Raw genomic sequence first — 17351 nt, forward strand, 5'->3', positions numbered from 1 at the left:
CATGATTATCCCCGGGGCGGACACGCAGGCGTTCGCGGCGACCCTCGCCGAGGCGACGGGCGAGCGGCTGGGACGGGTCGAGTACGAGCGGTTCCCGGACGGTGAACACGTTGTCCGGGTTCCCGAAACAGTCTCCGGCGAGCGCGCTGTCGTCGTTGCCTCGACCGTCGACAGCGACGCGCACCTGCAGTTACTCCAGTTGCAGGACGCGGCCCGCGAGAGCGGCGCGAGCGAGGTCGTCACCGTCATCCCGTACATGGGCTACGCCCGCCAGGACGAAGCGTTCAAGCCCGGCGAGCCGGTCTCCTCGCGGGCGATGGCCCGCGCCATCTCGACGGGAACTGACCGCGTACTGACCGTAAATCCCCACGAACCGGCCGTCTGCGATTTCTTCGACGTGCCAGCCACCAACGTCGACGCGGCGAGTGTTCTCGCCGACCCGCTGCCTGCGGACCTGACGGACCCGCTCTTTCTCTCGCCCGACGAGGGCGCAATCGCCCTCGCGACGACGGTCCGAGACGCCTACGGCGAGGGCGAGACGGACTTCTTCGAGAAGGACCGGGACTACGACACCGGCGACATCGAGATCAGCCCCAGCGACGCGCCGGTCGAGGGCCGTGATGTGGTGCTGGTCGATGATATCATCGCTACCGGGTCGACGATGAGCGAGTCTGTCGGCGTCCTCGACGACCGCGACGCCCAGCGGATCTTCGTCAGTTGCGTCCACCCGATGCTCGCCAGCAACGCCCTGACGAAACTCAACAGCGCCGGCGTCGAAGCAGTTTACGGGACGGACACGCTGGAACGCGCTGTCAGCGAGGTCAGCGCCGCGCCGGTCGTCGCAGACCAGTTGTAGACACCTCGCGGCCGGCCGTGCCGTGAACAGACTTAATCCGACGCTTCCGCAGCCGCCACGGCTCGCGGCTCCTCTTAGTCGCCGCTCGCCTGTTCCGAGGCCTCCCGCTGGTCGGCCTCGCACGGCGCAATCGTAATCCCGCATCCACCTTTTTCAGCGTCGGGTTCGCTCGCGATACTCGCGAACCGCTCCTCGAAAAACGTGGGCGAAAAAGCAGCACGCTCCCGCTGGTCGCGTGCTGTTCTAATCAGACGCTTCAGCAGTAGCGACCGGTGCTATCGCGATTTCCATCTCGGTTCCTTCGACGTCCCACGTCTTGCGGTGGCCGTCCTCAACGCTGCCGAGTTCGTCAGCACGGACCTCCTCTTTGATCAGGGATTCGTGCTCGCGAACGAGCGAATCCACGCGTTCGTCGTCGATAGCCAAGTCCACCAGAATGCGCGCCTCGATGTCCAGCTCCAGGTCTTTCCGCATCTCCTGGACCCGGCGGATGACCTCGCGGGCGTACCCCTCGCTCTCGATGTCTTCGGTGAGCGCCGTGTCGACGTAGACGACGCCGCCGCCATCGAGCGCAGCGAACTCCGTCCCGGTGACGCCCTCGGGGGTCTCGCGGCGGAACTCGACCATCTCCTCGGTGAGGTCGATGTCCTCACCGAGCGCCTCGCGTACTGTGCCTTCGAGGGTATCGAGTGACTGCTCGGCGACGCGGGCCTCGTTGAGCGCGTTCATGACGCGGCCGGCGTCGTCGCCGAAGGCCGGGCCGAGTTCGCTCATGTCGGCCTCGGCGGAGTACTGGAGTTCGCCCCACTCATCGGCAGCGCCGACGACCTCGACGGCGCGGGCGTTGAGTCGGTCGGCGATGATGGCCTCCTGGGCGCGGACCGCGTCGGCCACGTCGTCGCTGTCAACGTCGACGACGACGCGGGTGACGGGCCAGCGGAGTTTGCGCTCGGCCTGCTGGCGGGCGTTCGAGCCCGCTTCCTCGACCTCGCGGACGACCTCGATCTCGCGTTCGAGTGCGGGGTCGTGCAGGTCGGCGTCAACCTCGGGCCAGTCGCACATGTGGACCGTCGGGTGGCCGGCATCGCCGGTGAGCGCGCCGTACACCTGTTCGGCGACGAACGGCGTGAACGGGGCAAACAGCGCGGCCACGGATTCGAGCACGCGGTAGAGCGTGGCGTAGGCGGCCTGCTTCGAGGCGCTGTCTTCCTCCTCCCACATCCGCTCGCGGACGACCTGAATGTAGAACCGGGAGACGTCCTCGACGACGAATTCGAGCAGTTCGTCGACTGCTTTGTCGTTCTCGAAGTCCTCCATCGAGTCGGTCATCGCCTCGGTCACGCTCTGGAGCCGGGAGAGGACCCACTCGTCGACGAGTTCGAGGTCCTCCCGAACGTCCTCGACCGTCGTTTCCTCTGGGTCAAAGTCATCCGCACGCATGTACGGCAGCGGGAACCGGGCGACGTTCCAGAGGATGTTCAGCCGCCGCTGCATCTCGGCGGTCTCCTCCCACGAGAAGTTCATGTCCTCGCCCTGGGCGGTCACCGACAGCAGGAACAGCCGCATCGGGTCGCGGCCGTGCTTCTCGATGACCTCGTGGGGGTCGATGAGGACGCCCTTCGATTTGGACATCCCGCGCCCGTCGGGCATGTTGGCGTAGCCGTGCATCAGCACCTGCTTGTACGGGATGTCGCCGGTCGCGGCGGTGCTCATGCCCAGCTGGGACCAGAACCACCCGCGGGTCTGGTCGTGGGCCTCCATGATGAGGTCGGCGGGCCACAGCTCCTCGAAGTCCTCGGTCTGTTCGGGGTAGTTGACGGTCCCCCACGTCGCGACGGAAGAGTCGAGCCACACGTCGAACACGTCACCGACGCGGGTGTAGGTCGTGCCGTCCTCCGTGATGGTGAGGTCGTCGACCGTGCCCTTGTGCAGGTCCACGCTCTCGGGGTCGATGTCCTGGTCGACCCGCTCGGCGAGTTCCTCGCGGTCGCCGACGACGATGGCGTCGGCCATGTCGCCGGACCAGTCCTCCGGTAACCAGATGGGGATCGGAATGCCCCAGTAGCGCTGCCGGGAGACGTTCCAGTCCGGCGCATCCTCGACGAAGTCCCGGAAGCGGTTGTCCCGCGCCCACTGCGGGTACCACTCGCTGTCCTCGATGTTCGCCAGCAGTTCGTCCTTGATATCGGTCACTGTGATGAACCACTGGTCGGTGACGATGCGGACGATATCGGTGTCACAGCGCCAGCACTGCCCCTCGCGGACGGTGTGACCCTCCTCACTTGAGAGCAGGAAACCGTTGTCGTCGAGGTCGTCGATGACCGTGTCGTTGGCGTCGCGGACGAACGTGCCGGCGTACTTCCCGGCATCGTCGGTGTAGACGCCGTCGCTGCCGACCGGGCAGAAGATTTCGAGGCCGAGTTCCTGGCCGCGCTCGAAGTCCTCCTCACCGTGGCCGGGCGCGGAATGGACGAGGCCCGTGCGGTCGGCCTCGACGTAGTCAGCGGTGTAGACCTGCCCGGAGCCCTCGCCCTGGGCGTGGTCCGGCACTTCCTCGGCCAGCGGGTGGTCGTACTCCCAGCCGACCATGTCTTCGCCTGTGAGTTCCTCGACGACCTCGTAGTCGTCGTAGCGGCCGGCTTTCAGCACGTCCTCGACGCAGGCCTCGGCGACGTAGAGCCGCTCGGTTTCGCCGTCTTTCTCAGCGTCGACGCCCACGTAGTCGAGGTCGCCGTCGACGGCAACGAAGGTGTTGGCGACGATGGTCCACGGGGTCGTCGTCCAGATGACCAGGCTGCCTTCCTGCTCCGATAGAGGGAATTTCACATAAATCGACGGCTTGCCCACGTCATGGTACTCAACCTCGTTGTTGGCGATGCCGGTCTCACACCGCGGGCACTGGTTGATGGAGCGCTGGCCCTGCTCGACCAGCCCGCGTTCGTGGGCCTGCTGGAAGCCCCACCAGGCGGCCTCCATGTACTCGGGGTTGACCGTCTTGTAGGGGTCGTCCCAGTCCATCCAGACGCCGAAGTCTTGGAAATCCGTCTGGAGGCCTTCGAGTTGCTCCTCGGCGAAGTCCTTGCACTCCTCGATGAAGTTCTCCTCGCCGAAGCGTTCGATGTCCTTCTTGTTCTCGAAGTCGAGTCGCTCCTCGACTTTGGTCTCGATGGGGAGGCCGTGCATGTCGTAGCCCGGTCGGTCGGTGACGTCGTAGCCCTGCATCCGCAGGTAGCGGATGTAACAGTCCTTCAGGGTCTTGTTCCATGTCGTCCCCATGTGGGCCGCGCCGGAGGTGTAGGGCGGTCCGTCGACGAAGAAGTAGTCCTCGCCGTCGGCCCGGTGGGCCTTCGTCTGCTCGTAGGCGTCGACGTCGTCCCAGTACTCGAAGACGCCGTCCTCCACGTCCTCGGGGTCGTACTGGTCGTCGACAGCGGCGAAACGTTCCATACCCGTTCCATCCGCCGCCGGCAATAAAGGACAATCGATTGTGTGTGTGCCGTTCAGACAGTGCAGTCGGCAACCCCGCGGCGACGGTTAGCGCTCGCGCTGGAGGAGTAAGCCGGCCGTCTGCCCGCTGTTTTCGGTTATCGGCGCGACGACTTCCCAGCCGTCCGCGCCGAGGTCGTTCAGTTCGTCTGTCGGGACGCTACTGCTGCCGAACATCCCGGTATCGACATCGAGCGTCTTGTATTCGTAGGAGGGCATACACGCGTTGTGATAGCGGCCACCGACAAACGTTTTGTGCCGGGTGACGACTGAATCGTGCGCTGACCGCCACCGATTTGCCCTTCACAGCCCTCACACCGAACGTGCCAGAGTTGCCGGAGGGAGCGGAGCGAAACGCCCTCGCGGAAGACTGCCAGCGCTGTCCCGAACTCGCCGAGAGCCGGACCTGCATCTCGTGGGGCAACGGACCGCCGTCGGCCGACCTCGTGGTCATCGGCGAGGGCCCGGCCGAGGGGGACCCCGACGCCGAGCAGTGGCGGGGCGGCAACCTGACCGGGATGGCCTACACCTCGCGGCGCTCCGGCCGGAAAGTCCGGCAAGTGCTCGCCGACGCCGGGTTCGGCCACGACGACTGCTACTACACCAACGCCGTGAAGTGCCATCCGCCGGAGAACCGCGACCCGACCGACGCGGAGTTGGCGAACTGCCGCCCCTCCCTCGTCGAGGAAGTCGAAGCAATCGAGCCAGCGGCGGTGCTGACCACCGGCAAGCACGCGACGAAGACCGTGCTGGCGCTGGACGACGACAGCCTCGACGGGTTTCTCGACAGCGTGCTCGACCCGCTGCAGAGCGAGGCGCTGAGCGTTCCCGTGGTCCCGCTGCTCCACCCCTCGTATCAGGAGGTCTGGCTCTCGCGGCTGGGCTACAGTTACGACGAGTACACGGCGGCCATCGCCGACACGGTCACCAGTGTCGATGACACCTAGAACCTTCTTGTGACCGCCGGACACAGGGACGACCATGAGCGAGGACTGCATCTTCTGCCAGATTGTCGCCGGTGACATCCCGAGCCGAACCGTCTACGAGGACGACACCGTGTTCGCGTTCCTCGATGCAAATCCCCTCTCGCCGGGGCACACGCTCGTCATCCCGAAGGCCCACCACGAACGGCTGAACGACACGCCGGCTGACGTGGCGGGCGAGGTGCTGTCGACCCTGCACGAACTCGTCCCCGCCGTCGAGGCGGCCGTCGACGCCCCCGCCAGCACGGTCGCGTTCAACAACGGCGAGGCGGCCGGCCAGGAAGTCCCGCACGTCCACGGCCACATCGTCCCGCGGTTCGAAGACGACGGCGGCCGGCCGATCCACGCGCTGGTCACCGACCGTCCTGACCTCTCCGACGACGAACTAGACGACATCGAGGACGACATCGTGGCCGAGCAGGCGTAAAATTCCGTATCTTTTTATCGAAAGATAATCCAACAGCGACGCATGGGGGTTCCGACGCTCGCGTTCGTGGGGTGTACCGGTGGGGCTGGAACGACCAGGCTGACAGTCGAAACGGCGGCGACGCTGGCCCGGGGTGGGCGGTCCGTCGCCGTCGTCGACGCGGCCTTCGGCACGCAGGGGCTGGCAACGTACGTCGACGGGCGGCTCGACGCCGACGTGACTGCGGTGGCCGTCGGCGACGTGCCGGTCGACGACGCGCTGTTCGAGTGGGATATCGACGCCGACGGGCGGGTCGCGCTCTGTCCGGCCCACGCGCCGTTCGAGCGCCTCGCGCGGGCGAAAACGGCCGAGAGCGCACAGACGCTCGAACGGGTTATCGAGGAGGTGGCCGGTCGCTACGACCACGTCCTGCTCGACGTGCCGCCGATTGCGTCGAATCAGGGCGTCGCCGCTGCCACGACCGCACAGCGGCGGGCGCTCGTGGTGCCAGCCAGCCGGCGCGGCGGCGACCTCCTTCCGAGACAGCAGGGCCGGCTTCGAGACATCGGTGCGCCGGCCTCTGCCGTCGTCGCGACGCGTGTCCACGGCGATGACAGCGAACCCGTCGAGGACGCCGCACACACGGTTCCGCACATCGGCGCGGGCGCGTCCAGACCACTTGCGACGGACCCCGATTCCGATGTCGCACCGACCGTCGCTGCGATGGCCGAGGACCTGCTTGATGTCGACCTCGGCCTGACCTTCGAGGACGACGGCCTGTTCTCCCGCTAGGGAAGTGGGAGGACGATGACTGGGCGGTCAACGCGGGTCAGGAGGTCCCGGCCCGTCGAACCGATACCATCGCTACCGTCGGTCCCGCGGCTCGGGCCGATGAGGAGTTCGTCCGGGTCGTGTTCGTCAATCGCCGCCAGTATCTCCGTCACGGGCTCACCGTCTTTCGTTTCCGTTACGGGCATAAACGACGCGAGTCGCGAGCGGGCGACATTGACTGCGTCACCCGCGTCACGCGGCGGAGCATCAGGGTCGCGGACGGCGACCACGACGATGTCGTCATCAGCTGCCGGATCGAGGCGCTTCTGGAGGTAGTCAGCGGCGGCCGCAGTAACGTGAACCGAGTTGGTGGCGAGCAGAAACGTCGTCATGGGCTACACTGTGGCGTCGCTCGGCTTCGTGCTTTCGCTCGTCAGCAGCGCACCACAGCGAAGGACAACTATACAGATAGCAACAGAATCGGGGCGTAGCATACACATAGCGGCTGGCTACTCATATACGGGACTCCTTGCGAAGCCATGCCCCTATCCGAAACCCCGGACCCGGTACGGTTCGTCTGTCCGTTCTGTGAGCGGACGTTCGGCCGGCCCCAGTCAGTGTGTGACAGTTGCGATAGCACAGTCGTCGTCTCCGTGGAAAGTCAATCAGTGTACGACAGCATCCTTCCGATGTGTGGACGGTAGGCCGGGTGGGACATGACGCTCCGGTCGCCTGTCACGCGCACCGACGGGCTTACATACAGCCCAACCTGTACCCGAGAGCGTGCGCGTCGAGAACAGTTTCATCGGCACCGACGGCGTCGGGGAGAAGACCGAGCGGTCGATCTGGGAGCAGGGCGTGACTCACTGGGACGAGTTCGAACCGTCCGTCGTCGGCGGCCAGCGCGGCGACCGCATCCAGCAGTTCATCGACGAGGGGCGGGACCGCGTGGCCGAGACCGACGTGACCTACTTCGACCACGCGTTCCCGAACAGCGAGCGCTGGCGGCTGTACGAGACTTTCCGCGAGCGGGCCTGTTTCTTCGACATCGAGACGACCGGACTCGACCAGGACCGGAATCAGGTGACCACGGTGAGCCTCCACCAGAACGGGGAAACACAGACGCTCATCGCCGGCGACGACCTGACCGCGGAGAACCTTCGGGCCGCGTTCGACGGCGCGGACCTGCTGGTGACGTTCAACGGCAAGCGATTCGACGTGCCCTTCCTCGAAGCGAACTTCGACGTCGACCTCGACCGCCCGCATCTGGACCTGATGTACACCTGCAAGAAAATCGGCCTCTCCGGCGGCCTCAAACAGGTCGAGAAAGACATCGGCATCGAGCGGGACCGACCGGACATTTCGGGGCGAGACGCGGTACGGCTCTGGCGGGAACACGAACAGGGCCGAGACGGTGCACTCGAAACACTGGTATCATACAATCAGGAGGATACGGTGAACCTCAAGACGCTGGCCGAAACCGCCACTCAGCGGCTTGACGAGCAGGTTTTCGTCGGCTGACAAACCGGTCGTGAACCGTCACCATACCCCCATTGTTTCGAGTGGAGTGTGGAAGTGTGACGGAATATCAAATGATCCTGATGAACCCAGGCGTATCGAGTTATCGACTCCAGAAGGGCGTATGCCCGTGTCCGAGAACGATAGAAGCGACGTGCCAGGCAACGAGTTCGAGGAACAGCGCCGTATCCTGTCCGATGCCGACGCCGTAGAGCGACGGGAGATACAACAGCGGCAGTAGTACGGCTCCCCAGAACGCGAACGGTCGGACACCGACGAGCGTCACGGTCCAGAGCCCGCGGACCGCAAACACGAGCGTATCGAGGTATCGGCCGGTGTCCGTCGGTCGTAATCTATCGGTGTCGCTCTGGTGGGGTAGCGGGGGGTTATCGCTGCTCGATGACCCCACCGTCACTCACCCTGTCTGGCCTCGGTATCATTGGTCGAAACAACAGTATACCGCACCTAATCGGTGGTTGTTACACATATAGGCGGCCGCTTCGGCGTGTCTATGTGTATTCACGTCCACGGTTTCTGTCATGTCTGTTCCAGCAGGAATCACACCGGATTCACCGCGCCCTCACAATCCGGGCACGTCGCGAGCATCCGCGGCCAGTCGCCAGCCGTGTCGTACGCGATGACGAGATTCGTCGCGGGAATCCTCACGTCACAGGCCGGACACCTCCCCAGCGGTGGGTCGGCCGTTTCTATGTCACTGTCCCACATACACTGCGCTACGCGCTCAGTACATATTGTTACCAGGCTCCTACGAAGTGTGGGGCCAGTATCAGCAGCGTCCTATCAGAACTGGCGTGGCGAAGCTGTCTCGGAACGACGTGCTGCTCAGTAGTTGGCGGCCTCTGGCGTCTGTGACGAGTCCGTCGGCCGCAGCAGGTGGACGCGCCCGGCAAGGAACCCTAGCAAAAAGCCGGTGAAGTGTGCGATAAGCGCGACGCCGGGGTTCGCGGTCGCGAGGGTGATTGCGGCGGCAACAATGCCGGCCAGCGCCAACTGGACGCGCGGCGCGAGTTCGAAGCCCCCGATGACAGTATCGGTCAGGCGGTTGGCAGCGAGCAGGTAGCCGAAGAGGGCAAACACCGCGCCGCTGGCCCCGAGCACGGAGACGTGGCTGACCATCCCAGGAACGAGCGGGCCGACGAGACTGGTAATCGAGACCTGTGAGACGCCGGCGAGCGCGCCGGTCGAGACGAAGAAGGCGTGGAACCGGAGCGGCGACGTCCGGCGTTCGAGGACGACCCCAGCGAGAGCCAGCCCGACGGCGTTTGCGAGGAGATGCGACGGACCGGCGTGGGCGTACACGCTGGTGACGAGCGTCCAGGGACGACTGAGCAGCGGGGGCGAGAGGGCGAACAGGCTCCGCGGGGCGGTCACCACGCCGGCAGCTTGCTGTGCGAGGAACACAGCGACGATGACGGCCAGCGTGACCACGGTGGGGCTTTGTCGCAGCGGCTTCATTGCGCCGATATTGTCGCCCTCGATACAAGAAACGCTCGGACAGCCCCCCGTTTCAGAACGCATACGTGGCATCGTCGCGTTATGTCGCGTATGTCCGAGCTGACCGATGCCCTCACCACGGCGTTCGCCGACGAGACCGACGAGGAAATCGCACAGACAGCCGCCGAGAACATCGCCGCCTTCGCCGAGGAGTACGACGAGGATCTGACGAGCGACCGCGTCACCGACCTGCTCGCGGACGCGCCTTACGACGGGTTCGACCGCCAGTTCAACTGGGTCATCGGCGAACTCGCCGCCGAGAACGAGGACTGCACCGACTCCCGGGCGTTCCGTATCGACGGGTTCGGCGAGATCGCCGCCGACCCCGACATCGGGACCTGAGCGGGCACATGCCCGGCGGAACCTACACGCTGATTCTCGAACGGGATGCCAGCGAGTCGATTGCGGTCGGCGCGCTGGGCGAAATCGAGTTCCCGGCGGGCTGGTACGCCTACACCGGGAGTGCGCTGGGTAGCGGCGGCTTCGGTCGCATCGACCGCCACCGCGCGGTCGCCGCCGGCGACAACGACACCCGACACTGGCACATCGACTACCTGCTGGGCGACGCGGCGACGGCCGTCGACCGGGTCGTCACGACCGAGGCCGACGTCGAGTGCGCCGTCGCCCAGCGGGTCGACGGACCGTCAGCGGAAGGGTTCGACCGCGTCGATGCCTTCGGCTGCTCGGACTGTGACTGCCGCTCACACCTGATTTACCACGAGCAGCGGGAGCAACTGGTCAGCGCGGTGACCGACGCCCACGAGGCCGCCCAAGCGGAAACGGCGGCCGCGACCGAGTAGTCAGGAGATGTGAATCGCGGGCTTGTTCGGTCGCGCTTTGGCCGCGAGGTCGTCGTCAGGTGCGGCCCGTCGGACGACGACGTCACAGCCGAACTCGTCTTCGAACAGCCACGCGGCCTGCTGGAGCGTATCGAGTTCGCGCTCGCCGTCGATTATCGGTTCGAGTCCGGCGCCGCGGTCGGCCAGGCGGTCGGCGAACTCGGCCGCGGTGTCGCCGTGCTGTTTGATGGCGTCGTCGGCCATGATCTCGCCGACGATAGCGTCCTCGGGGTCCGACTCGCGGGCGATCTCGTAGGCCCGGTACTTCCAGTCGGCGGCGACGACGAGTTCGATCTCGTTCGGCGCCTCGATGTCGACAACCTCCGTGATTTCGCGCACGTCGTCGAGGGTCTGCCGGACGACCTGGCGCTCGATGCGGTAGTCGTCCACGTCCCGGAGCGGTTCCGGCCACCGGCTCTCGGCGACGAGGCCGTCCTCGTCGAGCAGCTGCCACATCTCCTCGGCGAGGAAGGGGGCGATAGGCGCGACGAGGCCGGCGAGCACCCGCAGGCCGCGGCCGTAGGCGAACTGGTAGGGCCGGTCGTAGCCCGCGTAGCGCCCTAACAGCCGGGCGAAACGCTGTATTTCGCCGATGACCCGATGGAAGCGGAAGCGGTCGTACTCCTCGGTGACGGCCGCGATTGTCCGGTCGATTTCCCGCTCCAGGTAGGCGTCGTGGTCAGTGCTCTCGGTTCGAGTCTCCGTTCTGTCAGTGTACTCCGTGACGAGCCGATACAGCGTCTGCTGGAAGTCGTAGGCCGTCGAGACATCCTTGACGGTCCACTCGAAGTCCTGGGAGGGGTGGGCTGCCGAGAGGACGAACAGCCGCGTCGTCTCGGCCCCGTACTCGTGGGGCGCGATGTCGTTGCCCTTGGACTTGGACATCTTCTCGCCGCTGTGCAGCACCGTCCCCTGATTGATGAGTCGCTCGACCGGTTCCTCACGGTCGAGCAGGCCGATATCTGAGAGTGCCCTTGTGAAGAATCGAATGTACAGCAGGTGGAGCACCGCGTGTTCCTCGCCGCCGACGTACACGTCGACCGGGAGCCACTCGTCGGCGGTTTCCTGGTCGAAGGGAGCATCTTCGAAATGCGGCGAGAGGTACCTGAGGAAGTACCACGAAGAGTCGACGAACGTGTCCATCGTGTCCGTCTCCCGCTCCGCGTCGGCCCCGCAGTCGGGACAGATCGTCTGTTTCCACTCCTCAGCGGCATCGAGTGGATTCCCGGTCGTCTGGACGTAGTCGGGCAGTTCCACCGGCAGGTCGTCCTCGGGAACCGGGACGTGGCCGCAGTCGTCGCAGTGGACGATGGGAATCGGCGTCCCCCAGTAGCGCTGGCGGGAGATGAGCCAGTCCCGCAGGCGGTAGGTCACCGCGGACTCGGCAGCTTCGTGTTCGCGCAGGCGCTCGCGGGCGGCGGAACTGGCGAGGCCGTCGTACTCGCCGCTGTCCGTGAGCATCCCGTCACCGGTGTAGGGCGCGTGCGGGAGGTCCGTTCCGCTGCCGTCGACCGGTTCGACAGCCTGTTCCACGGGCAGGTCGTGCTCCGCGGCGAAGGCGTGGTCCTGCTCGTTGTGGGCCGGCACGCCCATGACCGCGCCCGTGCCCACGTCGTCCAGCACGTATGCCGCGACGTACACCGGCAGTTCCGCGCCGGTGTACGGGTGGGTCGCGGTGCGGTCCGTCTCGACGCCGCTCATCCCGGCGTCGTCCGTGCTCGCCACTGATTCCACGTACTCGGCGACGGCGTCGTCCTCGTCGGCCAGCGCTCGCGCGAGGTCGTGGCCCGGCGAGAGCGCCAGATACGTCGCGCCGTACACCGTGTCGAGTCGCGTCGTGAACGCCTCGACGGTGTCGTGGTCGTCGTGGCCGACGGTAAACGAGACGCGAGCGCCCTCCTGGCGGCCGATCCAGTTGCGCTGGCTGTCCCGCACGCCGTCGGGCCAGCCCTCCAGGTCGTCCAGCCCGTGATACAGCTCCTCGGCGTAGTCGGTGATGGCGAAGAACCACTGGTCGAGGTCGCGCTGCTCGACGCCGGTGCCACAGCGCCAGCAGACGCCGCCGCCGTGAGTGTGGCTGTGGCCGGTGCCGGCAGTCGTCTCGCCTTCGTCCGCTTCCGGCGGCGTCTCGACCTGTGCGTCAGCAAGCACCGTCTCACAATCCGGACACCAGTTTACCGTCGCCGCGCCGTAATCGACCAGTCCCTCGTCGTAGAACTGGGTAAACAGCCACTGGTTCCACTGGTAGTACTCGGGGTCGCAGGTGGTGATCTCCCGGGACCAGTCGTAGCCAAAGCCCATCTCCCGGAGGTCGTCTTTCATCTGGTCGATACACGTCCGAGTCCAGGACTCGGGGTCGGTGTCCCGCTCGTAGGCCGCGTTCTCCGCCGGCAGGCCGAAGGCGTCCCACCCCATCGGGTGGAGTACGTCGTCGCCTGCCATCCGCCGGTATCGGGCGTACGCGTCGGTGATAGCGTAGTTCCGGATGTGTCCCATGTGCAGTGAGCCGGACGTGTAGGGGAACATCCCCAGCACGTACGTCGGGTCCGCGGCGTCAGTGGGGCACTCGAAGACCTCGTCTCGCTCCCAGGCCTGCTGCCAGTACTCTTGAACCCGGGCGTGGTCATATCGGCGCGACATTTGCTACCTCGTCCTGTGCCTGCCGCGCACATGAGTGTTCGGCTAGGAAAGGTGGCGAGTCGTAGTGAGACAGTGGTTGTGTACAGCCAGAAAGCCCCGGCTGTCATCGGACGCGCAGCGTCCGATTGCCCGCGAGAGCGAAGCTCTCGCCCTGGCTGAACTCGGGGGTGGTTCGAAAGACGCGAAGCGTCTTTCGTCATCACGAGAGAGCTTCGCTCTCTCGAACGACAGCGAGTCGCGGGAGCCGAGACGGCAGGGGCTTTCTGGCTGTTCGCATTCGATCAACTGCTGCGGGCAGAAACAAGTCCAGAGAAGGTTGTTCCTAGCTCATTCCTCGCCGGACTCGTAGTGCTCGCCAGCGGCTTCTGGCAGGCGGGTTTTGCCCACCAGCGCGAGGACGACGATGACGGCGACGAACGGAATGGCCTGGACCAGTGAATCGGGGACGGCGATGACATCGGCCGTCTGGAGGCGCAACTGGACGGCATCGAGGCCGGCAAACAGCGTCGTCGACAGCAGCGCGCCGACCGGGTTGTAGTTGCCGAACAGATAGGCGACGATGGCGATGAACCCCTTGCCGTTGACCATCGTCGGGCCGTTGCCGGTGAACTGGCCGATGTTGATGGCCAGCGCGGCCCCGCCCATCCCCGAGAGAACGCCGGAGAGGAGGACGGCTGCGTAGCGGACGCGGGACACGTCGACGCCAGCGGTGTCCAGCGCCTTCGGGTTCTCGCCGGCGGCCCGGACCCAGCGGCCGAAGGTGGTGCGGTTCAGCACGTACCACGACGCCGCCACGGCGAGGAACATGATGTACACCGCGGGCGAGGCGTCGAACAGCGCGCCGAAGAACGGGATGTCGGCCAGCGCTGGGACTGTTATCGTATCGAAGGTGCCGACGTTGCTGGTGTTCGGCCCGCCGTAGAACACCTGCGAGGCGAACGGCGCGAGGCCGAGCGCGATGAGCCAGACGGCCAGGCCGGCGATGATCTGGTCGGCGCGGAACTCGATACAGACGACGGCGAACACGGCAGCGAGCAGCGTCGACGCGACGATGCCGATGAGGAACCCGAGCCACAGCGACCCGGTGGCGTCGGCCCCGAAGATAGCTGCGAAGGCCGAGATGATGAGCAGGCCTTCGAGCCCGATGTTGATGATGCCGCTCTTCTCGGCGAAGATACCACCGAGCGCGGCGAGCACGATCGGGACCGAGAGCCGTAGCGTCGAGGACAGCGTCGATTTCGAGGCCAGTACCCAGAATATCTGCCCGGGCGTCGACGCCGGCGCAAGGAGGCCGAAGCCGGCGAGGACGGCCAGTGAGAGGACCGCCGCGGCGGCGATGAACAGCCGGCCTGACATCGACGAGAGCCGATCCATTGCGCTGTCGTTAGTCATCGGCACCACCTCCCGCGGTCGCGGTGGCCTGTCTGTCGCTCTGTCCCCTTGCGAGCCGCCGACCGATGATACGGAAGAACTCCGGCATCGCGACGAACAGGATGATGAGCCCGCGCAGGACACCGACCAACTGTGGCGGCACGTTAGTCGCGAACGCCACCACGTTCGACCCGGATTTGAGGACGCCGAAGAGGAACGCGGCGAAGACGGCCCCGATGGGGTTGTTGCCGGCGAGGATAGAGACGGTGATCCCGTCGAAGCCGTAGCTCGGGATGCCAGTCTGGAACTTCCCGAGGGTCATCATCACGAACACGGCCCCACCGATGCCGCCGAGCGCACCGGACAGCGTCAGCGAGGTCAGGATGGTCCGGGCGGAGTCGACACCGCCGTACTCCGCGGCCGCGGGCTGGATGCCGGCGGTCCGCAGGTCGTAGCCGAAGGCCGTGTGTTCGAGCAGGTAGTAGACGCCGCCGACGAACACGAGCGCAATCAGGAGCGCGAGCAAGGAGAAGTCCGTCCGCGGGTCGAACAGTATCGAGGGGAACTGCCCCTCGACGGGCAGTGTTCGGGTCTGTGTCGCCTGGCTCGTCGGGTCGGCGAAGTGGTTCCGGACGAGATACAGCGAGACCCGGACAGCGACGAAGTTGAGCATGATAGTGGTAATTACCTCGTTCGCGTCGGCGTAAGCTTTCAACGCGCCGGGTATCGCACCGTAGAGGCCGCCACCGATTGCGCCGGCGAGCAGCCCGAGCGGGATGAACAGAACGAGCGCGATCGTTCCGGAGACCAGTGAACCGGCCCACAGCACCGTCAGTGCGGCCGCCAGCGCGCCGATGATGAGCTGGCCCTGCGTCCCGATGTTGAAGATGCCCGCACGGAAGGCTAAGGCCACCGAGAGTCCGGTGAACACCAGAATCGTCGTCTCCCGGAGTGTCGCCGCGAACTGCGCGTTCAGCGGCGACCAGCCGCCCGTGAAGGGGTCACCCAGTGCGCCGAGGAACAGGCGGTTGAACACGTAGAACGGGTCGTAGCACAGCGTCGTGGAACCGAAGGTAAGGACCGGCGACCGGCACGTCGCCATCAGTCCCGCAGCGGTGACGATAATCGTCCCGACGACGAGAGAGAGCAACAGCGCCGAGACGGCGATGAGAATCCGCTCGCCGACGGAGGTCTGGCCCAGCCTGATGAGTCGCTGCCGGTACTGTGACCATCGGTCGTCCGAGGCCGGTGCCGGCGGGTCGTCGCCGTTCCGCGACGGGCCGTCGTCGCTCATTGGTGACCCTCCCCGTTCGCCGCAATGGTCGGGACGGCGTCAGGTTGCTGCCCGGCCATCAGCAGTCCGAGCTGTTCCTCGGTCACGCGCTCGGGGTCGACGATGTCGACGATCTCGCCCTCGTAGACGACGGCGAGACGGTCCGAGAGCGACTGGACCTCGTCGAGGTTCGAGGAGATGAGCAACACGGCCCGTCCTGCTTCGCGGAGCGCGTTGATCTGATCGTGGATGAACTCCATCGACCCTACGTCCACGCCACGGGTGGGGTGGGAGGCGACGACGAGACGCGGGTCCCGGGCGAACTCCCGGCCGACGACGAACTTCTGCTGGTTCCCGCCGGAGAGGGACTTGGCGTGGGCGTTGGCATCCGGCGGCCGAACGTCGTACTCTTCGATTATCTCCTCCGCGTGGTCGCGCGTGTGGTTCCAGTCGATGCGCCCCTTCGAGGTGTAGTCGGCCGCGTGCTGGCTCCCCAGCAGGCCGTTCTCGACGAGGTCGAAGTCCATCACCAGTCCCCGCTCCTGTCGGTCTTCCGGGATGTAGGCCAGCCCGGCCTCGATGCGCTCCCGACGGCTGTCGGTGGTCCGGTCGACGTCGTCGTACGTTATCGTCCCCTCGTCAGGCATCTGGAGCCCGGTGATCGCTTCGACCAGTTCCGACTGGCCGTTCCCGTCGACGCCAGCGATACCGAGTACCTCGCCGGCCCGGACCTCGAGCGAAATCCCGTCGACCGCGCGGACGCCCCGGTCGTCCTCCACGACGAGGTCATCGACGTCGAGGATAGACCGGCCCGGCTCGGCGGGCTCCCGGTCGAGATCCAGCAGCACCTCCCGGCCGACCATCATCTCGGCCAGTTCCTCCCGAGTAATATCGTCGGCGGGCACCGTCCCGACGTTTTTCCCCTCGCGCAGGACGGTGATTTCGTCGGCAGCCTCCATCGCCTCGCCGAGCTTGTGCGTGATGAAGATAATCGTCTTGCCCTGGTCGGTCAGCTCTTCGAGCACGCGAAAGAGGTCCTCGACTTCCTGTGGCGTGAGTACTGCCGTCGGTTCGTCCAGAATCAGGACGTCTGCGCCGCGGTAGAGCGCTTTGAGGATCTCGACGCGCTGTTGGACGCCGACGCCGACGTCTTCGATGCGGGCGTCGGGGTCCACGTCGAACCCGTATCGCTCGGACAGTTCACGTACCTGTTCTCGGGACTGTTCACTGTCAACCGTGAGTCCAAGCCACTTGCGGGGCTCGTTCCCAAGCGTGATGTTTTCGGTGACGGTCATCGGATCGACCAGCATGAAGTGCTGGTGGATCATACCGACACCCTCGTCGATGGCGTCGCGCGGCGAGTCGAACTGCTGTGTCTCGCCGTGCACGTTGACCGTCCCCTCGGTGGGCTGGTAGAGCCCGTAGAGGACGTTCATCAGGGTGGTTTTTCCCGCACCGTTCTCGCCGAGCAGTGCGTGAACCGTCCCCTTCTCAACCGCCAGATCAACGTCGTCATTCGCGACTACCCCCGGAAACCGCTTTGTAATACCATCGAGGTGGACGGCCTGTTCCATACTCTGAGCCGTTACCTTCCCGTTGTTTTAACTTCACGGTTCCACATGTCTGGCAAAAATATGCGGCAACTGCGTGTGTGGCCGCGGTGACTGGGACGGGTTGTTGTATATTATTTTCG

Annotated in this window: 17 protein-coding genes; 7 read left to right on the forward strand and 10 right to left on the reverse strand. The window is 65.7% G+C overall.

The genetic code is table 11. The features are described from left to right. The first annotated feature begins 1 nt into the window (after position 1). Complete coding sequence (locus VI340_RS14560; protein ID WP_336329486.1) at positions 2-856, forward strand: ribose-phosphate diphosphokinase; 855 nt, start codon at positions 2-4, stop codon at positions 854-856. Between the two features lie 243 nt (positions 857-1099). Here the strand turns inward: VI340_RS14560 and ileS are convergent, their stop codons facing one another. Beyond that, positions 1100-4303, reverse strand: a complete 3204-nt coding sequence (gene ileS / locus VI340_RS14565; protein ID WP_336358618.1) for an isoleucine--tRNA ligase — start codon at positions 4301-4303, stop codon at positions 1100-1102. Between the two features lie 87 nt (positions 4304-4390). Then, positions 4391-4561 (reverse strand): DUF4177 domain-containing protein, encoded by a 171-nt coding sequence (locus tag VI340_RS14570; protein WP_008307242.1) that lies wholly within the window; start codon positions 4559-4561, stop codon positions 4391-4393. A 104-nt stretch (positions 4562-4665) separates the two neighbouring features. Between VI340_RS14570 and VI340_RS14575 the strand changes: the two genes are divergently transcribed. Genes VI340_RS14575 through VI340_RS14585 form a run of 3 tightly spaced genes read left to right on the forward strand, consistent with a single transcriptional unit; the run spans position 4666 to position 6523 of the window. Continuing rightward, a complete protein-coding gene (locus VI340_RS14575) occupies positions 4666-5289 on the forward strand; it encodes a uracil-DNA glycosylase (protein WP_336358619.1) in 624 nt (207 codons plus the stop codon). A 34-nt stretch (positions 5290-5323) separates the two neighbouring features. Then, the gene (locus VI340_RS14580) at positions 5324-5752 is read left to right on the forward strand and encodes an HIT family protein (RefSeq protein ID WP_008307240.1); all 429 of its coding nucleotides are present in this window, start codon (positions 5324-5326) and stop codon (positions 5750-5752) included. A gap of 42 nt (positions 5753-5794) precedes the next feature. After that, complete coding sequence (locus tag VI340_RS14585) at positions 5795-6523, forward strand: ParA family protein (protein ID WP_008307239.1); 729 nt, start codon at positions 5795-5797, stop codon at positions 6521-6523. Here VI340_RS14585 and VI340_RS14590 read toward each other — a convergent pair. Then, positions 6520-6894: a universal stress protein gene (locus VI340_RS14590; RefSeq protein ID WP_008307238.1), complete on the reverse strand. Its 375-nt coding sequence runs from the start codon at positions 6892-6894 to the stop codon at positions 6520-6522. The genes VI340_RS14585 and VI340_RS14590 overlap by 4 nt on opposite strands. Before the next feature lie 391 nt (positions 6895-7285). On the opposite strand from VI340_RS14590, the gene VI340_RS14595 reads away from it, so the two are divergent. Beyond that, entirely contained in the window at positions 7286-8023 is a 738-nt protein-coding gene (locus VI340_RS14595; RefSeq protein WP_008307237.1) for a ribonuclease H-like domain-containing protein, read from the forward strand. A 100-nt stretch (positions 8024-8123) separates the two neighbouring features. On the opposite strand, the gene VI340_RS14600 is transcribed toward VI340_RS14595, so the two are convergent. The 3 genes from VI340_RS14600 to VI340_RS14610 form a co-directional block, all read right to left on the reverse strand. Then, on the reverse strand, positions 8124-8429 hold the full coding sequence (locus VI340_RS14600) for a hypothetical protein (RefSeq protein ID WP_239642247.1): 306 nt from the start codon (positions 8427-8429) through the stop codon (positions 8124-8126). 149 nt (positions 8430-8578) lie between these two features. After that, complete coding sequence (locus tag VI340_RS14605) at positions 8579-8746, reverse strand: DUF7837 family putative zinc-binding protein (protein WP_008307235.1); 168 nt, start codon at positions 8744-8746, stop codon at positions 8579-8581. Positions 8747-8863: 117 nt separating this feature from the next. Next, positions 8864-9496: a rhomboid family intramembrane serine protease gene (locus VI340_RS14610; protein ID WP_336358733.1), complete on the reverse strand. Its 633-nt coding sequence runs from the start codon at positions 9494-9496 to the stop codon at positions 8864-8866. Positions 9497-9586: 90 nt separating this feature from the next. Between VI340_RS14610 and VI340_RS14615 the strand changes: the two genes are divergently transcribed. Together VI340_RS14615 and VI340_RS14620 are read left to right on the forward strand one after the other, a co-directional pair. Then, positions 9587-9877, forward strand: a complete 291-nt coding sequence (locus VI340_RS14615) for a hypothetical protein (protein ID WP_336358620.1) — start codon at positions 9587-9589, stop codon at positions 9875-9877. Positions 9878-9885: 8 nt separating this feature from the next. Next, positions 9886-10335: a GIY-YIG nuclease family protein gene (locus VI340_RS14620; RefSeq protein ID WP_336358621.1), complete on the forward strand. Its 450-nt coding sequence runs from the start codon at positions 9886-9888 to the stop codon at positions 10333-10335. Here VI340_RS14620 and leuS read toward each other — a convergent pair whose 3' ends face one another. The 4 genes from leuS to VI340_RS14640 form a co-directional block, all read right to left on the reverse strand. Then, positions 10336-13014, reverse strand: coding sequence for a leucine--tRNA ligase (leuS, locus tag VI340_RS14625; protein ID WP_336358622.1), 2679 nt, complete (start codon positions 13012-13014; stop codon positions 10336-10338). Positions 13015-13341: 327 nt separating this feature from the next. Further along, on the reverse strand, positions 13342-14388 hold the full coding sequence (locus VI340_RS14630) for an ABC transporter permease (RefSeq protein WP_008307230.1): 1047 nt from the start codon (positions 14386-14388) through the stop codon (positions 13342-13344). Positions 14389-14398: 10 nt separating this feature from the next. After that, a complete protein-coding gene (locus VI340_RS14635) occupies positions 14399-15679 on the reverse strand; it encodes an ABC transporter permease (protein ID WP_008307229.1) in 1281 nt (426 codons plus the stop codon). After that, entirely contained in the window at positions 15676-17232 is a 1557-nt protein-coding gene (locus tag VI340_RS14640) for an ABC transporter ATP-binding protein (RefSeq protein ID WP_008307228.1), read from the reverse strand. The genes VI340_RS14635 and VI340_RS14640 overlap by 4 nt, the downstream gene beginning before the upstream one ends. Positions 17233-17351 lie beyond the last annotated feature (119 nt).

Origin of the sequence: Haloarcula sp. CGMCC 1.6347, from assembly GCF_037078395.1 — an archaeon.
GTDB lineage: Archaea > Halobacteriota > Halobacteria > Halobacteriales > Haloarculaceae > Haloarcula > Haloarcula amylolytica.